16 protein-coding genes are annotated in these 18,536 nt (G+C 33.3%); 9 read left to right on the forward strand and 7 right to left on the reverse strand.

The annotated features are described in order from the left end of the window. Positions 1 to 115: 115 nt before the first annotated feature. The 5 genes from SCB73_RS20685 to SCB73_RS20705 form a co-directional block, all read right to left on the reverse strand. A complete protein-coding gene (locus tag SCB73_RS20685; protein WP_320570108.1) occupies positions 116 to 490 on the reverse strand; it encodes a methylglyoxal synthase in 375 nt (124 codons plus the stop codon). 10 nt (positions 491 to 500) lie between these two features. After that, the gene (locus SCB73_RS20690; RefSeq protein ID WP_320568059.1) at positions 501 to 1,352 is read right to left on the reverse strand and encodes an N-acetylglucosamine kinase; all 852 of its coding nucleotides are present in this window, start codon (positions 1,350 to 1,352) and stop codon (positions 501 to 503) included. 134 nt (positions 1,353 to 1,486) lie between these two features. Next, complete coding sequence (gene gap / locus SCB73_RS20695; protein ID WP_320568060.1) at positions 1,487 to 2,491, reverse strand: type I glyceraldehyde-3-phosphate dehydrogenase; 1,005 nt, start codon at positions 2,489 to 2,491, stop codon at positions 1,487 to 1,489. Positions 2,492 to 2,583: 92 nt separating this feature from the next. Further along, positions 2,584 to 3,570 carry a 6-phosphofructokinase gene (gene pfkA / locus SCB73_RS20700; RefSeq protein WP_320568061.1) on the reverse strand — a complete coding sequence of 329 codons (987 nt, stop codon included), beginning with the start codon at positions 3,568 to 3,570 and terminating at the stop codon, positions 2,584 to 2,586. Between the two features lie 308 nt (positions 3,571 to 3,878). Then, positions 3,879 to 8,348: a translocation/assembly module TamB domain-containing protein gene (locus SCB73_RS20705; RefSeq protein WP_320570109.1), complete on the reverse strand. Its 4,470-nt coding sequence runs from the start codon at positions 8,346 to 8,348 to the stop codon at positions 3,879 to 3,881. A gap of 228 nt (positions 8,349 to 8,576) precedes the next feature. Here SCB73_RS20705 and tsaD point away from each other — a divergent pair, with 228 nt between their 5' ends. From tsaD to SCB73_RS20745, 8 genes are all read left to right on the forward strand, one after another. Next, positions 8,577 to 9,599: a tRNA (adenosine(37)-N6)-threonylcarbamoyltransferase complex transferase subunit TsaD gene (gene tsaD, locus SCB73_RS20710; protein ID WP_320568062.1), complete on the forward strand. Its 1,023-nt coding sequence runs from the start codon at positions 8,577 to 8,579 to the stop codon at positions 9,597 to 9,599. Positions 9,600 to 9,601: 2 nt separating this feature from the next. After that, positions 9,602 to 10,306: a 16S rRNA (uracil(1498)-N(3))-methyltransferase gene (locus tag SCB73_RS20715; RefSeq protein WP_320568063.1), complete on the forward strand. Its 705-nt coding sequence runs from the start codon at positions 9,602 to 9,604 to the stop codon at positions 10,304 to 10,306. Between the two features lie 134 nt (positions 10,307 to 10,440). Beyond that, positions 10,441 to 11,079 carry a DUF4159 domain-containing protein gene (locus SCB73_RS20720; protein ID WP_320568064.1) on the forward strand — a complete coding sequence of 213 codons (639 nt, stop codon included), beginning with the start codon at positions 10,441 to 10,443 and terminating at the stop codon, positions 11,077 to 11,079. A 96-nt stretch (positions 11,080 to 11,175) separates the two neighbouring features. Next, positions 11,176 to 11,673 (forward strand): TrmH family RNA methyltransferase, encoded by a 498-nt coding sequence (locus tag SCB73_RS20725; protein ID WP_320568065.1) that lies wholly within the window; start codon positions 11,176 to 11,178, stop codon positions 11,671 to 11,673. A gap of 286 nt (positions 11,674 to 11,959) precedes the next feature. Next, a complete protein-coding gene (locus tag SCB73_RS20730; RefSeq protein ID WP_320568066.1) occupies positions 11,960 to 12,919 on the forward strand; it encodes a zinc metalloprotease in 960 nt (319 codons plus the stop codon). A 105-nt stretch (positions 12,920 to 13,024) separates the two neighbouring features. Beyond that, the gene (locus tag SCB73_RS20735) at positions 13,025 to 14,116 is read left to right on the forward strand and encodes an AI-2E family transporter (RefSeq protein ID WP_320568067.1); all 1,092 of its coding nucleotides are present in this window, start codon (positions 13,025 to 13,027) and stop codon (positions 14,114 to 14,116) included. Positions 14,117 to 14,118: 2 nt separating this feature from the next. Beyond that, a complete protein-coding gene (locus SCB73_RS20740) occupies positions 14,119 to 15,306 on the forward strand; it encodes a THUMP-like domain-containing protein (protein WP_320568068.1) in 1,188 nt (395 codons plus the stop codon). A gap of 3 nt (positions 15,307 to 15,309) precedes the next feature. Next, on the forward strand, positions 15,310 to 15,873 hold the full coding sequence (locus SCB73_RS20745) for a hypothetical protein (protein WP_320568069.1): 564 nt from the start codon (positions 15,310 to 15,312) through the stop codon (positions 15,871 to 15,873). Here SCB73_RS20745 and SCB73_RS20750 read toward each other — a convergent pair whose 3' ends face one another. Beyond that, a complete protein-coding gene (locus SCB73_RS20750) occupies positions 15,874 to 16,527 on the reverse strand; it encodes a M15 family metallopeptidase (RefSeq protein WP_320568070.1) in 654 nt (217 codons plus the stop codon). It abuts the gene before it with no gap. Positions 16,528 to 16,680: 153 nt separating this feature from the next. On the opposite strand from SCB73_RS20750, the gene SCB73_RS20755 reads away from it, so the two are divergent. Continuing rightward, a complete protein-coding gene (locus SCB73_RS20755) occupies positions 16,681 to 17,205 on the forward strand; it encodes a hypothetical protein (RefSeq protein WP_320568071.1) in 525 nt (174 codons plus the stop codon). An 81-nt stretch (positions 17,206 to 17,286) separates the two neighbouring features. On the opposite strand, the gene SCB73_RS20760 is transcribed toward SCB73_RS20755, so the two are convergent. Further along, positions 17,287 to 18,390: a fatty acid desaturase family protein gene (locus SCB73_RS20760; RefSeq protein ID WP_320568072.1), complete on the reverse strand. Its 1,104-nt coding sequence runs from the start codon at positions 18,388 to 18,390 to the stop codon at positions 17,287 to 17,289. Positions 18,391 to 18,536: the final 146 nt, after the last annotated feature.

The following is an 18,536-nucleotide window of genomic DNA, read 5'->3' on the forward strand; positions in this document are numbered from 1 at the left end:
TGCAATAAATTGCAGGGTTTTTAACCCAAATCTGAGACCAATAAATAAAAAACCGCTCCATGTTGTGAAACGGTTTAAGTGGCATGTTTGCCAAAAAATGTAAATGTTGAGATTTCTATAATTGCTGTGCAATAGCATTTAATAATAATTGTGCCGTTGCTTCATTTGTTGCCAGCGGCACATTATGCACATCGCATACACGAATCAGCATATTGATATCAGCTTCATGTGGATGACTCGACAAAGGATCTTTGAAAAAGAAAACCATATTAGTTATTCCTTCTGCAACTCTTCCAGCAATTTGCGCGTCACCACCAAGAGGTCCAGAAAGCATTCTTTGGGTTTTGAATCCCGCAGCTTCAGCTTTTCCTCCAGTAGTTCCAGTACCAATCAGCCTTATTTTTTCATTGTGCAAAACTGCTTCATTTTTGATTAAAAAATCAATCAAATCTGCTTTTTTGCCATCGTGAGCAATAATTGCAATTTCCATAAATCCAGAACTATTGATTAGCGACATGATAAGCAATTAAACCATCGATTGGTCTTCTTAAAACATTTCCTAATTTAAGCTCATATTTATTGAAAGTCTCTTGCAATTCATCTTTCAAATAAAACGCAATAGAACCTACGAAATGCACAGGAACTTCTTTACAGTTGTCAAACTGTTTGATGTAGTTTTTAACGAAAGACTTCATTCCTTTGAAAATGATTTTTCTGCAGAATTCAGTGTCTTTATGCTTAATTAAAAATTTTGCATAAGTTGCTAAATACGCATTTGGATTTGGCTCTTTATACAATTTGTTTTTAATAAAATCAGGATCAACGTCATACTCTTTTTCAAGTTCAACAGCCAATTCTTTAGGCATTTTATTAAAATAATATTTTCTGATCAATTCTTTTCCGAAAACATTTCCACTGCAATCATCCATTACGATATATCCTAACGATTGTACTTTTTGATGCAATACTTTTCCATCAAAATAACTGCAGTTAGAACCTGTTCCAAGAATCGAAACAATAGCTTCTTCTCCTTTTGGAGTAGTTGCATAAACAGCTGCATAAGTATCTTCTTGAACGTCAACAATTGCGTTAGAAAAATATTCTTGAAAGACTTGTTTCAAATATTCTTTCATTCTGTCTGTTCCACATCCTGCTCCGTAAAAGAACAAATGTGAAGCATTCTTTTTATTTTGCAAAATATCAAAACGGTCATTTAATCTTTCGATGATTTCAGGACCATCAAGAATTTCAGGGTTCAACCCTAAAGTTTGTGTCGTGAATAATACTTTTCCATTATCATCTATCGCAATCCAGTCTGCTTTAGTAGATCCACTGTCAACTATTAATTTCATTTTATTTTTTTGTTTTTTGAGTTAGTTTTTCTTCATTTAAATAAAAAGTGTATTTTTTACATTAATTAAAGACGTAACAAAATAAGAAAATCCCGTTACTTTTAGATAACGGGATTTTGCAAAAATATATATTATTATTTTAAACCTGCAATATGTACAGATAAATCGATTAATTTGCTTGAGTATCCGTACTCATTATCGTACCAAGATACTAATTTGAAGAAAGTTGAATTCAAGCCAATTCCTGCAGTAGCATCAACGATAGATGTTCTTTTGTCAGAGATGAAATCTTGAGAAACAACAGCATCTTCAGTATATCCTAAAATACCTTTCAATTCGTTTTCAGAAGCTTTTTTCAAAACTGCCATAATTTCTTCGTATGAAGTTTCTTTAGCCAATTTCACAGTTAAATCTACTGTAGAAACGTCAGCAGTAGGAACACGGAAAGCCATACCAGTTAATTTTCCATTTAAAGATGGAATAACTTTTCCAACCGCTTTAGCAGCACCTGTTGAAGAAGGAATGATATTAATTGCAGCAGCACGTCCACCTCTCCAGTCTTTTCTAGAAGGTCCGTCAGCTGTCATTTGAGTTGAAGTTGTTGCGTGAACAGTAGTCATTAAACCTTCAACGATTCCGAAATTATCATTGATAACTTTAGCTAATGGAGCTAAACAGTTTGTAGTACAAGAAGCGTTAGAAACAACTAAATCAGAAGCTTTTGCAGTTTCGTGGTTTACTCCCATTACAAACATTGGAGCATCAGCAGATGGAGCAGAAATGATAACTTTTTTAGCTCCTCCTTTTAAGTGCTCGCTTGCAGTTTCAACAGTTGTGAAAATACCAGTACATTCAGCAACTACATCAACATCAACTTCGTTCCATTTTAAGTCAGCTGGATTTCTCTCAGCAGTGATACGGATGTTTCTTCCGTTTACATATAATTTTCCTTCTTTAACTTCAACAGTTCCGTTAAAACGACCGTGAACTGAATCATATTTTAATAAGTAAGCTAAGTGATCTACGTCTAATAAATCATTGATTGCTACAACCTCTACATTATCTCTATTGAAAGACTCTCTAAAAACGATTCTTCCAATACGTCCAAATCCGTTTATTCCTAATTTTACTTTTGACATTTTACTAAATTTTTTGCTTTTGTTTTTATTACACTAATTTAAAAGTCTAATTTCCTCACAATAAACTTTCTTTCCTTTTAAACTTTTATTTATTAGGTCGACATAATGTCTGACACTCTTAATAATTCTCTATCAATTTCTGATTTTCCTTTAATTGCTTGTTCAAGCGGCGTTAAAACCACTTTATCCTCTTTAAGGCCAACCATATAGTTTGATTTTCCCTCTAATAAAGATTCTACAGCTTTTACTCCTAAACGGCTCGCCAAAACACGGTCAAAACAAGATGGAGAACCACCACGCTGCATGTGTCCTAAAACAGAAACTCTTACGTCATACTCAGGCAAGTTAGCTTCAACGTAATCTTTTAATTCGAATACATTTTTACCAATTTTATCGCCCTCTGCAATAACCACTATACTTGATGATTTCCCTGAAGCTTTACTTTTTTGAAGAGAGTCTAACAATCTATCTAGACCTAAATCTTCTTCAGGAATAAGGATTTCTTCGGCACCTGCTCCAATACCAGCATTAAGAGCAATATGCCCAGCATCTCTACCCATAACCTCTACAAAAAACAGACGGTTGTGCGAGCTTGCTGTATCTCTGATTTTATCTATAGAATCTACAACAGTGTTTAAAGCTGTATCATAGCCCAAAGTATGGCTTGTTCCATAAATATCATTATCAATCGTACCTGGAATTCCAATTACTGGAAAATTGTACTCTGAATTAAAAATCAAACCTCCAGTAAAACTTCCATCTCCTCCAATAACCACTAAAGCATCAACTCCAGCTTTCACAAGGTTTTCGTGAGCTTTTTTTCTACCTTCTGGTGTTCTAAAGTCAACAGAACGAGCCGATTTTAAGATCGTTCCTCCTTTATTTACAATATTATTTACGCTTCGAGGGCCCATTTCTTTAAAATCGCCTTCGATCATTCCTTGATACCCTCTATAAATTCCTATGCATTCTATATTATGATAAGCGCATGTTCGAACAACTGATCGTATTGCAGCATTCATTCCTGGCGAGTCTCCTCCTGAGGTAAGAACACCAACTTTTTTTATTGTTTTTGGCATTATTTAAGTATTAAGTTGTAAAATTAGCAAACATTCGGCACTTTTCAGGCTATGTTTATCATAAATTAATAAAATATGTTAAATTCAAACGTTTTCGTTAATAAGTTTTTTGGTAGCAAAAAATTCATTTAAAATAATAAAAGGCACTTATTTTAATTAAATCCTTAAAATTAACAATACATTAATGAAGTGTTACAAAATTGCGAAAGTGCGCTTTGATTGTAAAAACATTTAAACTGCTAAATTTAAGCATAAAAAAAACCATTACGCGAATAATGGTTTATAATTTGATTTTATTTAACAAAGTGTTAGAAATCATCGTTATCAGGAATCAGCCCTTGATTGTTGTTCACAGGTGGCGGTTTCTTTTCTTCTTCCTTTTTCTCTGGTTTCTTTTTATTCTTATCGGTATCTTTTTTAGTCGTAAAATTGATGTAATCCGGATTTAGGTAAGAATCCTGTAAATCATCAGATGAACCTTTTTTAATGGCACGCTCCAATTTATGGTTCTTAAATAATTTATTGACCAATTCACTGAAGGTATCAAAATCAACCTCATACGAAATCCCGACACCTTGCGTATAACCAATTCCTTGTCCTATATAATTAATGTCATTTTCTTTATTGAACAATCTAAGGTTCATCGAGCCATCTTCATTAACGCGATAAAGAATTTCAATATCTCCAACTATAGCCGATTCGTTCACCCCTCCTACCGGAACTCCGACTTTTCCGTTGATTGATATCTTTTCATTAATCTGAGATGAAATATTGGCTACAAACTGCCCGTCAGCTTCTTGGCCAATTCGCTTGTCTGCAGAAATAAAATTCAAATCGATATTCACCTTATCATTATCCGATTTGATAATGCCTCCCAGTAAACTTGCTGCAGTCTCTGCAAAAGTTCCTGATAAATCACTTTGATTAAATCCGTCAGGACTCATAAACGAACCCGTTGAAAGCAAATACAAAGCTTGTGTTTGACGCACATCTTTGTCATCTAATTTATATTGTATTTCCGATTTTAAAACACTGCTCACCGATGGAAACTGAATATCGAAATTAGGATCAGGACTCGTCAAATCTCCCCTTAAACCAATAACAACTTCAACAGGAACTTTTTTATTGAAAGATGAATTCTCCAACAATACTGCAGGATTTGCCGATGTTCTATAAACAGCTTCCAGATTAAGCTGCGCTTTCATTGGGTTTCCTTCCCAAATAATAGAGCCACCTTTTTTAACCGCGAATTTTTTATCAATTAAACCTCCGTATTTAAAGTTATAAGTTCCTTCATATGCCTGGAAATCTCCCCACATATTAAACTTGCCCAGCGTATTGATTTTAAACAATAAAGATCCGTATCCTTTTCCTTTCATTCCATGACCCGAGTTTCTGTCCAAAATTACTTCAACTTCGGCATCTGGCGTAATATCAAAATCAAATTCTAATTCCAGACCATTATAATTTCTTGTTTTTTCGACAATACCATTGGCCAAATTGTATTTTTCTTTTGGCGTCACAAAATGTATCCAGCTGCTTTCGCCAACACTTTGCGCATTGTTTATCGGGATTTTAACCTCGGTTCCTTTTTCAGATTTCGCATCAACTTTGATAAATAATCCTTCGGTTGGACCTTTAATACTCGCTGTTCCGTTTATAAATGCGGTTCCAAAGTATGCCGCATCTTCACTGTCTTTGGTATCAAGTGCCAACAATCGTTTTGAAGTCACGGTAAGATCTAATTTCCAATTTCCGAAATTATGATGCTCAATCGTTCCGTTCAGCAATCCTTTTGTTTTGTATTTCGTGTCTGTTAATTGATTATTTCTAAACAAGAATTTCTCATCTGTCAAATCAATTACTGTTCGGTCACTTAACTCATAATCTGTATTTAGGTACGGAATTGTCATCCCTGCTTTTTCAACATAAAGCCTTCCATTGATTTCTGGCTTTTTCAAATTCCCAACAACGGCGGCATTTCCAGAAACAGATCCGCGAACATTCGAAATTACTTCTCCGCCCACAGGACCTAAAGTAGCCAAATTAAATCCTTCCATTTTCAAATTAACATCTAAAAATGTCTCTTTGTTTTCAATAGCAAAAGTTCCGTTAGCCTTAAATGATTCGGTAAAGCCATTTTGAATTGATGAGTTTACCGTAAACTTTCTAAAATTTTCATCTCCCGAAATATCAAAATTCAATGTCCCCAACTCGGTTTTATTCATATTAAGATGATCAATCTTAATCGAGGCCGTCGGTTGGTACACATTTTTATTCTGCTTGTAATTTACCTTTCCATTCAAATTTCCATTAAAAACAAACTTGGAATTATAAGGCGTAATTTTATTGATATCGACATCTTCAAAATTGAGGACAAGATCTTTGTAATCGGTGCCTTTGATAAGTCCATTCAAATCAATTTTTTGACTTTCGTGCGACAAAACAATATTGTCAAAATTGAAGTTTTTAAAATGCTGATCAATAATAATCTGATTGTCTTTTTCTGATTTTTCGTTTAAATACCATATATAGTCTTTAAACTTCATTTCAGATTTCTTGATCCCAACAATGTTGTTTTTGTTTTTGTCGATAGTATGAAACAAATCCAGATTGAAATAGTCTTCTCCTTTTTCACCACCTTTAAATTCAGAACGTACATACAACGTATCTTTTGCCGTAACGTTGATCAAGTTGAAATCACGTATTTTATAATATGGTGTTTTTATACTATCTAACTCCACATAAGCATTATAAAGCGCATTTTTATTATCAATATTGATTCGGATGTTGTCAAAAGTGTTTTTGTCCAACTTGATTTTTTGCGATTTGAATCGGAATTTGAATTCCTGCAAATCGGCATCAATTTTACCACGCATAACAGTTGACGAATCGATGTTAATTTCTGGATAAAGCATTTCGACAACTTTATCGTATACATGAAAATTAAAACGCAAAAATTGCCCTTTTCTAACTTTATAAGGTTTGTAATTGGTGTACAAACTTCCTACTGAATTCATCACCAATTTGTCTAGCTGATCAAAACGGAATTTACCAACAATTTGCCCGTTTACAACATCTGAAGAATTGACTGCAATTGTACGAAGCCTGTCGGAATCAAAGCTAGAATTAATGGTCACATCGTCAAAAGCGTAGGTGTTTTTAGGGTTTTTATAGACCGCATCTTTAATGAAAATATTACCCTGAAGATTCTCAATCGAATTTCCAGAAACTTGAACAACGGCATCGCCAGTAAAAGTAGAAATAGAATCAGACACAAATTTTAATTTGCGCAAATCGGCGTTTTCTACATTTATATGAAAATCATATCTGTTTTCGCGTTTGCTCAAATCTACTAAACCGTCAAAAGTCAAACTTAAATTCGGGTCGTTTACAGAAACTTCACCCTTATAATAAGGAAGCTTGAAATTACCATTTACGGTTATATTATTATAGGTGTAATTATTGTAATCCAGTTTTGCAATATCACCTTTTATAATCGTATTCAAATATTTCTCTGTAAAACCTACTCCATCAACATCTAGATCTAAAGTTGTTCTGCCAATATCTTTTCGATCCAGCAAGGCTCCAACATTAAAATTATCCAAAATAATATTCCCCGAATAAGATGCTTTATCAATAAAGTCCATATTATTTAGATGCAAATCGGCCTCTCCATTTCCTAAATCGGTTACGATTTTGAATTTGGCTTCCAAATCAGTTGTAGAGACTTTAGTTTTACCAACAATATTAAATTTCCCGATTCTTTGAAGTTCTTTCGGAAGTCTTTTTCCAAGTACATTCGGCAACAAAACCACAAGATTATCATAGCTCGAAGTCAGTTTGTCAAATTTTCCTTCCATTGAAAACTTCTGCATTTTGTCTCCCAAAAGATTTTTAAAATTGATGTTCCCGACAATTCTAGAACCATTAGTATCACTCAATCTTAATTTATGCAGATTCAAATTATTTAACGGTCCGTTTAATTTGGTTCGAATTCGAAAACGCTGATTTCTCCCTAATCCATCATAGAAATAGCGAATATCATTTGAAGCAATCGAAGCCGAATCAATAGCAACATCAAACTTTACTTTATCAGTAAAATGAAGAAAATCCTCTACCTTATATCTTAAAATTGCCTGCCCATAAAGCGTTGATCTTTTTGTTTTTATTGCAAGATTTTCAACTTTGATTTGTTTTTTGGTATAACTGAATTTTCCAGCAAAATTAGAAACATACAAACCTCGATGATCTTGAAATGAAAATCTGTGGATATTGGTATTTACATCAGGGCCGTACAATTTAAATTCACTTATGTACGCGTTTAATTTTGTGAATTCAAGGAATTTGGGAGTTTTTTTATTTTCGTCAATAACCGAGAAAAATCCTTTAGAAATGTATGCATTTTTGGCCGTGAGTAAAAAATGCTTTTTTGATTTTGAAGGTTTTCCAGTTTCAAACAGTTTGACAAACTTATTTATATTATTTTCGTCTTCGTTTTTATAGGTTTTCAAATTAAAAATCAAACCCGTCAATCGAAGATCTCCAAAAATCAAATCGCCATCCATCAATCTTTTAAAACTCAAAATATCAGTCGTAATAATATCAGAAGCGATCATTACTTTTTTATGATGATCTAAAATCAAGACATCTTTAAGTTTTACGCCTCCAAAAATATTTATCGCAACTCTTCCTACCGTAATATTGGCATTAAAATCCTCTCTTAGAGAGTCGGTCGCATATCTGGCAATTTTTGTTTGTACGGCAGGCAAAGACAGTATGATAGCGAGCGCTAACAAAAGTAAAATCAACCCAATTAAGGTTCTGGATACTATTTTCTTTACTCTTTTGATAGCTGCTTTAATTTTAGTTTTCTTTTAATTTGTTTTGCACAGACAAAGTACGGCAGTTTTTGATAAAAATTCTTTAAATTTGGCTTCTCCTTTTACGATCAAAGAAATCAAAAATTTGATTTGTCAAATATAATTCAAAATTTGTGCCTTTATATGCAAAATTCAGAGGTTTTTATTCTTGCCATTGAAAGTTCCTGCGATGATACTGCGGCTGCAGTTCTACATAACGACAAAGTACTTTCAAATGTTGTGGCCAATCAGTTAATTCACAATCAATATGGCGGTGTCGTTCCAGAATTGGCTTCAAGAGCGCATCAGCAGAACATTGTTCCGGTAATTGATGCAGCACTTCGCAAAGCAAATATACAAAAAGAACAGCTAAGCGCCATAGCTTTCACACAAGGTCCAGGCTTGATGGGGTCACTGTTAGTTGGTGGTTCTTTCAGCAAATCATTGTCATTAGCTTTACATATTCCCCTTATTGCAGTCAATCACATGCATGCTCATATTTTAGCGCACTTTATTGATGAAGAAGGCTATGACAAACCTGAATTTCCTTTTCTTGCCTTGACAATCAGCGGTGGACATACTCAAATTGTAAAAGTTAACAGCTTTTTTGATATGGAAATCATTGGCGAAACCACAGACGATGCCGTTGGAGAAGCTTTTGACAAAAGCGCCAAAATCCTTGGACTTCCTTACCCTGGAGGCCCTCTGATCGACAAATATGCAAAAGAAGGAAATCCAAAAGCTTTTCAATTTACAAAACCAAAAGTTCCAGGATTAGACTTTAGCTTTTCTGGATTGAAAACTGCCGTTTTGTATTTCATTCAGAAAAACAAACAGGAAAACCCAAATTTCATTGAAGAAAACCTAAATGATATTTGTGCTTCAATCCAACATACCATCATTGAAATTTTGATGGATAAACTAAAATTAGCTGTAAAAGAAACCGGAATTACGCAGATTGCGATTGGCGGAGGAGTTTCAGCAAATTCAGGAATCAGAACGACCTTAAAAGAAGCTGAAGGCAAATATGGCTGGAAAACATTTATTCCGAAATTTGAATACACGACAGACAATGCTGCAATGATTGGAATTGTAGGTTATCAAAAATATTTATCAAATCGTTTTGAAGACGCTTCTGTTGTTTCAAAAGCGCGAATTCAATTTTAATTATGCAGTTATTTTTCAATCCCGATATCGACGAAACAACCGAAAGTTTTTCTTTTGACAAAGAAGAAAGTCGTCATATCATAAAAGTTTTACGCAAAAAAGATTCAGATATTCTGCATGTTACAAATGGAAACGGATTATTATTTGAAACCGAAATTACTTTGGCATCAGACAATAAATGTATTGTAGATGTACTTTCGATTCAAAAATCTCCTGAACCAAAATTTCGCTTGCACTTGGCTGTTGCACCAACCAAAATGAACGACCGTTTTGAATGGTTTTTAGAAAAGGCAACCGAAATTGGCATTCAAGAAATTACGCCTATTTTTTGCGATCGATCTGAAAGAAAAGCAATAAATCCAGAACGTTTTGAGAAAATCATTCTTTCGGCAATGAAACAATCAAACGAAACATTTCTGCCAAAATTAAATCCGGCAATTTCGTTTAAAGAATTTATCAAACAAAAAAATACGGGCTTACAATTCATTGCACATTGCGAGGAAACGGATAAAAAATCATTGAAAGAAAGTTTGAAACCAAATGAAAATGTAACGTTATTAATTGGCCCAGAAGGTGATTTTTCTGAAAAAGAAATTGCATTGGCAATCGAAAATAATTTCAAACCTGTTACGTTAGGAAATACACGATTAAGAACAGAAACAGCAGCGGTTGTGGCTTGCCATAGTGTTGTGTTTTTTAATGAATAAATAAATTTGCTATTTAAATAAATCAACCCAATATTGTCATTTCGACGAAGGAGAAATCTCCACAAGAAACTCCGCAACGAAAAACCAATCTTTGTAGAGATTTCTCCTTCGTCGGAATGACAAAACATATAATTATGAAAAAAACATTCTTGTTGTTTTTATTGATTTCAATCTCTTCTTTTTCACAAGAAATCGCTTTGTTAAAATACAGTGGCGGCGGTGACTGGTATGCAAATCCAACTTCATTGCCAAACTTGATTCGTTTTTGCAATTCAAATATTAATACGCGCATCAAAGCAAAACCATCAACAGTAGAACCTAGCAATCCTGACCTTCTTTCCTATCCGTTTGTTCATATGACTGGACACGGAAATGTGGTTTTCAGCGATTCGGACATTACTAATTTGAGAAATTACTTGACCTCTGGCGGTTTCCTTCATATTGATGACAATTATGGAATGGATCAATATATTCGAAAAGAAATCAAGAAAATATTCCCAAATAATGATTTGATCGAAATTCCGGCCAATCATCCTATTTTTCAAAAACCATTTCCATTTCCAAACGGATTGCCAAAAATTCACGAACATGATGGTACACGTGCACAAGCTTTTGGCATTTTTGTCGAAAACAAGCTGGTTCTTTTATATACCTACGAATGTGATTTAGGCGACGGATGGGAAGACGCCGAAGTGCATAACGATCCTGCAAATGTTCGCGACAAAGCTTTAAAAATGGGCGCAAACATCATCAATTATATCTTTACCAATTAGTGAATAGTAATTAGTGATTGGTAACTAGCAATTTATAAAATAAAAACAATACCGCGATTTTTCACTTCTCACTTTTCACATTTCACACAAAAAAAAATGCAACTCACTCACGAAGAAAACCAGTTTGAAAGAAAGACGTTTCCAATTACCTTAGTCTGCGATCATATTTATTTCCAGCAGAATATTGGTTCGCTTTTTAGAATTAGTGAAGCTTTTGGAGTCGAAAACATTATTTTTTTAGGAAAAGACATTCCGCTTACACCTCGCAAAATCAATAAAACTTCAAGAAATACACATTTGCATGTGCCACACAAAGTAATTGAAGAAACTTCAAATTTGACTACTTATCTACTAGAAAACAATTTTGAAATTATTGCACTGGAAATAGCCAGCAATAGCAAACCGCTTAAAGAACTAGTTATTCCTGAAAATCAAAAAATTGCGCTTTTAATTGGAAGCGAAATAAATGGAATCTCTGAGGAACTTTTGAAAATTTCGCATCAAATTGTGCATATAAATATGTTTGGAAAAAACTCCAGCATGAATGTTGTGCAAGCTGCAAGTATTGCACTTTATGAAATAACTTCACTATAAAAAATTCTTTTTTGAAACATCCTATCCTGTTTTTTGTCGATTTGATATATTCATTTTTCTCGACAAACAACAGATAATCAAGACAAAATACACTTTTAAAACAAAAAAAGAAAGAAAAAACTTATTAATATTTTTTACTTAATTTTTGTAGGAATCAGTATTTGTAAGGGGTTGTAAAATTTCTCACAAAATAATCTTTGTAATATTTTTCCATAATATTATTTTGTTATAAAATTGCGTTATAAATAACCAAATTTATTTTTTTATAACAAAAACCCAAACTATTATGAAAAAAATTTTTATTACCGCAGTTGTAGCCTTAATGCTGTTTTCTTGTCAAAATGACCAAACTGAAGGAGCTGGAGCAGAAGCTAAAGTGGCAACACTTCGTTCTTGTGCTTCGCAAGACGTATTGGAAGCACAATTAAAAGCAGATCCCATGCAGGCAATCAGAATGAATGAGATTGAAGCTTTCACAAACGAACAACTTCTTAAAGGATTTTCTGGCCGTTTAGTAAATGGCAAAATCGAAATTCCGGTTGTTGTGAACGTTTTATACAAAACAACTGCACAAAACATTTCAGATGCACAAATTCAATCACAAATTGATGTGTTAAACAAAGATTTTAATGCTTTAAACTCAGATTACAATAGCGTTCCTGCTTTGTTTGCTGGAGTAAAAGCAAATATTGGAATTTCATTTGTACTGGATCAGGTTATCCGAAAATCGACCACCAAAACTTCTTGGGGTACAAATGATGCTATGAAAAAAACTGCTCAAGGTGGTATTGCACCAACATCTCCTAGTACAAAACTTAACTTATGGTCTTGCGCTATTGGAGGCGGAATATTAGGTTATGCTCAATTTCCTGGCGGATCATCTGCAACGGATGGAGTTGTAATCGATTCTCGCTATTTTGGATTATCAGGTTCTGCAAATGCACCTTTCAATTTAGGAAGAACTGCAACTCACGAAGTAGGACACTGGATGAATTTACGCCACATTTGGGGAGATGCAACTTGCGGAAGCGATTTAGTATCTGACACTCCAACACACAACACTGCAAATTATGGTGTACCTGCATATCCTCATTATAGCACTTGCTCTGGAACTCCAGTTGAAATGACTATGAACTACATGGATTATGTTGATGACAATGCAATGTATATGTTCTCTACAGGACAAAAAAGCAGAATGTTAGCCATTTTTGCTTCTGGAGGACCAAGAGCTGCCTTTGCCCAATAATCTAAACAAAACATACAATTAAAGCGAGATATTTACATCTCGCTTTTTTTATGCCTCCTGAATTTTTAAAGCTTTTTTCCTATATTTATAGTCTAAAACATAACTATGATCACTTCAAAAATCATTTCAAACGGAATTTTAAGAGCCTTGGCAACTATTCTGGCAGTTGCTGCAGTTTTGTACTTTTTATATGAAATTCAAACCGTGATTGTTTACCTCTGCATTTCATTAATTCTTTGTTTGATAGCAAATCCATTAGTGCAGTTTTTAAGAAGCAAATTAAAATTCAGTAATTCATTGGCCGCAACCACGACAATTATACTTTTTATATTATTAATGGTTGGCTTCATCCTTTTATTTGTGCCGTTGATAATTTCTCAAGCCAATAATTTATCCTTATTAGACACAAATCATTTGCAAGCGCAATTCATTGAAACAGAAAAAAGTTTAGAAAATTATTTCAATATTGAACATGTTGATATAAACAAAATGCTGAATGCTTCAAAAATAACATCGGTGTTAGATTTTAATTATTTTACAAGCTTTATAAATTCAATTATGAATTTTATGGCCGATATGGGAATGGGATTAGTTTCGGTTTTTTTTATTACTTTTTTCTTCATTAAAGATCAGGAAGCTTTTAAAATTCAAGCCCGAAAAATTCTTCCAGATACAAACGAAGACAAAATCTTAAATTCAATTGCAAAAATAAACCATTTGCTGACACGCTATTTTATTGGTTTGCTTTTGCAATTGACGGTTGTCTTTTTTTTATACCTCATCGTATTGATCATTTTCGGAAATAAAAATGCTTTTGTAATTGCGTTTTTATGTGCCATTTTAAACGTAATTCCATACATTGGGCCAATTATTGGAACCATTTTAGCAGCACTTTTAACTATGATTAGTTTGATTGGAAACGATTTTCAATCTGAAATTTTGCCAACAACAATTTACGTTGTAATTGGCTTCTTATTGGTTCAAGCCATTGATAATAACATCAGCCAACCTATAATATCGTCAAAAAGCGTAAATTCGCATCCGCTGGAAATATTTCTGATTACTTTGATCAGCGGTATTACATTTGGAATTGTCGGAATGATTATCGCAATTCCGGTTTATACTATGCTAAAAGTGATTTTAAAAGAGTTTTTTCCAGACAACAAAATCGTCTCTGTATTAACCGAAAGAATTTAGCTTTGAACAATCCTATTTTGCATCCAGACATTCAAGAATTTATAATTCAAAATACTGGTGCAGATATAACAAAATTAGCGCTTCAAAAAAATCCTTTTCCAGAAATGGATTGGATCACAATTTTAAATCAAATTGACGCCAGAACTAAAGCAAAAGAAAAACTTCCAACTTGGTTTTCGACTTCAAACATAATTTATCCCAGCAAAATTTCGATTGAACAGACTTCTTCGGAAAAGACAGCGGCTTATAAAGCTTTGTTAATTTCGGGAAAAACCTTAATTGATCTTACGGGAGGTTTTGGCGTTGATGATTATTATTTTTCACAAAAATTCAAAGTGGTTGCACATTGTGAAATCAATACAGATTTATCTGAAATCGCAAAACATAATTTGCAACAATTTGGAGTCAAAAATTGCTTTTGCTACGCAGATGATTCTATAAACATTTTAAACGAAGCAACATCAGGTTTTAAATGGGATTGGATTTATATTGATCCTTCTCGAAGAAATGATGCCAAAGGAAAGGTTTTCATGCTGAAAGATTGTTTGCCGAATGTTCCAGAATCTTTGGACTTTTATTTCGAAAAAAGCGATTCTATTTTAATAAAAACGGCTCCGCTTTTAGACATTTCAGCAGGTTTATCCGAATTGAAATTCGTAAAAAACATTCACATCATTGCACTTGAAAATGAAGTGAAGGAATTGCTTTTTGAAATTCACAATAATTATTTGGGAGAGATTACAATTAAAACGGCTAACATCCTAAAAGAAAAAACAGAAACTTTTGAATTTGTATTAGGCAATGAAACCGAATTACTTTCTTATGAATTGCCTCAAAAATATGTTTATGAACCCAATTCGGCGATTATGAAATCGGGCGGTTTTGATGAAGTGAGTACTTTCTTCAAAATAAACAAACTTCATAAACATTCTCACTTATATACTTCAGAAGAATTAATAGATTTTCCCGGCAGAACTTTTAAAATAGAAAAAGTGATTCCGTACAGCAAAAATGAGATGAAAACAGAACTTGCTAATCAGCAGGCAAACGTCACAACTCGTAATTTTCCCGATACAGTAGAAAACATCCGAAAAAAATGGAAAATAAAAAATGGGGGCAATTTGTATTGTTTTTTTACAACTGATGTAAAAGATAACAAAATAGTTTTAATTTGCACCAAAATAATCTAAACAATGAAACAACTAATTACACTAACTCTTTTTTTATTAACTTTTACTGCATTTGCCCAAAAACCATGTGAATACAGTACCAATGTAAGTGATTCGATAGGTACTTATAAAGTAACAAACGAATACCTGATCAGTGAAAAAAACTTTGGAGGAAATTCAAGTTACATTTTCTTTTCATTGGCACAAACCGATGGACTTCCAACGCTTAATTTACAGCTTATCCAAAAAAGCAAAGACTTCATAAAAGCCAATTGTTTTGACAAAAATTCACGTGTTTTTTTACAGCTTCAAAACGGAAAAGTGGTAACATTGATGCACATTAATCAAGAAAATTGCGGTACGCTAATTCGCGAAGGCGGATTTGACAATCGTGTAAATACGGGGATTTTTATGTTTGTGAAAGACAATTATGAAGAGCTTAAAAAATCGCCTGTTACCATGATGCGAATCAAATATTTGACTGATACCGAAGATTACATCGTAAAAAGCGAAATAACATCTGAAATGAATAAAAAAGTTTACAATCCTGATACTTATTTTATTCAAAACATTCGATGCGTTGAATAATTATTCGCATTTCCAGTTTTGATCAGATACTTTGTCATTCAAACCTGTTTTTAGATTATAATGCCACCATTCTGAATCAAATGAATTGAAACCATTTTTGATCATTATTTTTTTCAAAAACTTTCGGTTTGCCTTCACTTCTTTTGAAAGTGCGGTATAATTATGGCTGGCCTCGATTCCAAAAAAATCAAAAGGAGTTCCCATATCAACTTCTTTTCCATTGACATCAACTATTGAAATATCAACGGCTCCTCCTCTATTGTGGATGGAGCCTTTTTTTGGATCGGCCACATACTGCGGGTTTGAGACAATGGCCCACATTCTTTTTTGAATCGACAAAGGCCTGTAACAATCATAAAGTTTGATTTTGAAACCTTTCTTTTTAAAATCATTATTTGCCGCAATTAATGCTTTGACAGTTTTCATTCTCAAAACACATTCGGCACAATCATAAACTTTTGCTTTCAGAAAATTATCAGCTGTCGCGTATTTCATATCGTAAACAAAATCTTTGCTGAAATCTTTTAAATTGACAAAAGAAGTATCGGGAATTTCTTGTTTTACTGCGCTTTCATAGGATTCATTTTGTGCATTTGAAGAAATGTTCCAAAAGAGAAAAACAGCAAAAAACAAGAATTTTACAAATTGCGACATAAAGGATGGGATTTAAAAAAATGAAATTAAACAATATTTTAAAACTTTCAAATGAGAAATCGCTTTCTTTTTTAAATAAAAAATCGAGGTTTTTTATTAAATTAGCTAAACAAGAGTTTACAAATCAATTAGTTAATTCAAAAGAGATATACTATGAACAAAAGAAAAGCGCATTTTTTTATAGTTGCATTGAGTTGTTTTGCAATTGTATCCTGTAAAAAAGAAAACATTAAAAGTGTTCCAACTACTGATTCCACTTCGATAAGAACCGAAGCCTTAAAAACAGACAGCACGGTTTTGAATCCAACTGATTCGCTATATGCTCTGGTAGATAAAAGCGTAATTGGAACGCAGTTTTTAACCAAAAGCGCACTTGCACCAAGATTAAAAGCCTTAATGGGAGCAGATTATGATGAAATGGTTAAAAATTGGAATACCGAAACTCCTTTTGAAAAACAAGAAAATATAGTACATGCTTGGGGTTGCAAACAGCATGACTGCAATTCGTACTCTTATGATCTTTTTATTGATGTGAAGAACAATAAAATCAATGTTTACAAATTTGCGAAATCGAAAATGACGATTTTTAAAGAAGATAATTTTGAAATTGAAATCAAAGATGCTTTTTTAAAGGACTTAAATACCAAGAAAAGCAATACGGATATTAAAGAAGAATAATTTAGTTTTCAGTCGCAGTTTCAAGTTTAACAACTGTTTTTATTGAAAACTGAAAACTGCGACTGAAAACAATTTATAAAGTTAAATCTCCCCTGTCAACAGTATATTTTCCTGAATTCCTTTGTCTCTCAACATTCTAAAATGAGAGCGTATCGCATGATAAAATGGATACGAAGTATAAGGGAGATCATATTCTTTTGCATAACGCATAATTATCGGCGTAATATAAGGATAATACGTATGTCCCACCCCAGGAAACAAATGATGCGCTACGTGGTGTGTAAAGCCTCCATATAAAAAATTAGCCAACTTGCTGTTTGTACTGAAATCTTTGGTCACAATCATTTGATGCATTGCCCAAGTTGCAGAAAGATTTCCGTCTTCATCAGTTTGCGGAAAATGAGCATCTTCATCAACGTGCGTCGATACAAGCGCAACAACTCCTAAAGCGCTTCCGCATAAGTGCATGGCCAACCAACCGTATAAAACGATATACCAAGGTTGGTTTAAAAGAAGCATCGGAATAAAAAGCATGTAAATCAAATTGATGATTTTTGCTGCAAACAATCTATAGATTTCGTGTGTCGGAATTTTTTCGACAACTTTTTTTACATAATTATTTTTTGTCCCAAAAAAGTCTTTAAAATCACGAATATACAGCCAATTCAAACTATAAAGTGGATAAATAAACCACATATAAATATGCTGGTATTTGTGATAATTAAACAGCGGACTGTTTGGAAAAATCCTGATGATGTCACTTTGTTTAATGTCAACATCCCAATCTGGCACATTTGGATAAGCATGATGAAGATTGATGTGACGACGCGTCCAAAGCCAGTGATTGCTTCCAAAAAGCTCCAAAACGTACATAAAATACTCATTGTATTTTTGCTTCTTAAAAAGTGCTCCGTGAGCGGCATCATGAAATGCATTTATAAAAAGTACGATCATGGTAAAACCGCACAAAATATAGAAGAGGAATAACAACGGAGTACTGTTTCCGAACAGCAAAATACAGGCATAAAATAAAAAAAAGAGAAATACAAGTCCAAGAGACTTAATAATGTTTAGCAGATACAATGATGAATTTTGCAAAACAGTTTCGTTTACTTCAGTACGCAACTTTTTAAAAAAATCATCATGGCCCGCTTTAACGTAAACTGGGCGTTTTAATTTTTCCATAGGATTAAATTTTGCTGAAATTGTCATACCAAATTTAATAAAAAAAAGTTAAAATACGCCAAAACAAAGCTTTACAATTTGAAAAAAGTAAGAAAACTCAATTCCTTAAAAAAGTACACTAAAAGTCCGAATTGTTCGCAAAAAGC

This window comes from Flavobacterium sp. KACC 22761 (genome assembly GCF_034058155.1).
Taxonomy (GTDB): Bacteria; Bacteroidota; Bacteroidia; order Flavobacteriales; family Flavobacteriaceae; genus Flavobacterium.

Coding starts and splice junctions, on each gene's coding strand:
- SCB73_RS20685 (WP_320570108.1), bottom strand. CDS start 490: ATGGAAATTGCAATTATTGCTCACGATGGCAAAAAAGCAGATTTGATT.
- SCB73_RS20690 (WP_320568059.1), bottom strand. CDS start 1,352: ATGAAATTAATAGTTGACAGTGGATCTACTAAAGCAGACTGGATTGCG.
- gap (WP_320568060.1), bottom strand. CDS start 2,491: ATGTCAAAAGTAAAATTAGGAATAAACGGATTTGGACGTATTGGAAGA.
- pfkA (WP_320568061.1), bottom strand. CDS start 3,570: ATGCCAAAAACAATAAAAAAAGTTGGTGTTCTTACCTCAGGAGGAGAC.
- tsaD (WP_320568062.1), top strand. CDS start 8,577: ATGCAAAATTCAGAGGTTTTTATTCTTGCCATTGAAAGTTCCTGCGAT.
- SCB73_RS20715 (WP_320568063.1), top strand. CDS start 9,602: ATGCAGTTATTTTTCAATCCCGATATCGACGAAACAACCGAAAGTTTT.
- SCB73_RS20720 (WP_320568064.1), top strand. CDS start 10,441: ATGAAAAAAACATTCTTGTTGTTTTTATTGATTTCAATCTCTTCTTTT.
- SCB73_RS20725 (WP_320568065.1), top strand. CDS start 11,176: ATGCAACTCACTCACGAAGAAAACCAGTTTGAAAGAAAGACGTTTCCA.
- SCB73_RS20730 (WP_320568066.1), top strand. CDS start 11,960: ATGAAAAAAATTTTTATTACCGCAGTTGTAGCCTTAATGCTGTTTTCT.
- SCB73_RS20735 (WP_320568067.1), top strand. CDS start 13,025: ATGATCACTTCAAAAATCATTTCAAACGGAATTTTAAGAGCCTTGGCA.
- SCB73_RS20745 (WP_320568069.1), top strand. CDS start 15,310: ATGAAACAACTAATTACACTAACTCTTTTTTTATTAACTTTTACTGCA.
- SCB73_RS20750 (WP_320568070.1), bottom strand. CDS start 16,527: ATGTCGCAATTTGTAAAATTCTTGTTTTTTGCTGTTTTTCTCTTTTGG.
- SCB73_RS20755 (WP_320568071.1), top strand. CDS start 16,681: ATGAACAAAAGAAAAGCGCATTTTTTTATAGTTGCATTGAGTTGTTTT.
- SCB73_RS20760 (WP_320568072.1), bottom strand. CDS start 18,390: ATGGAAAAATTAAAACGCCCAGTTTACGTTAAAGCGGGCCATGATGAT.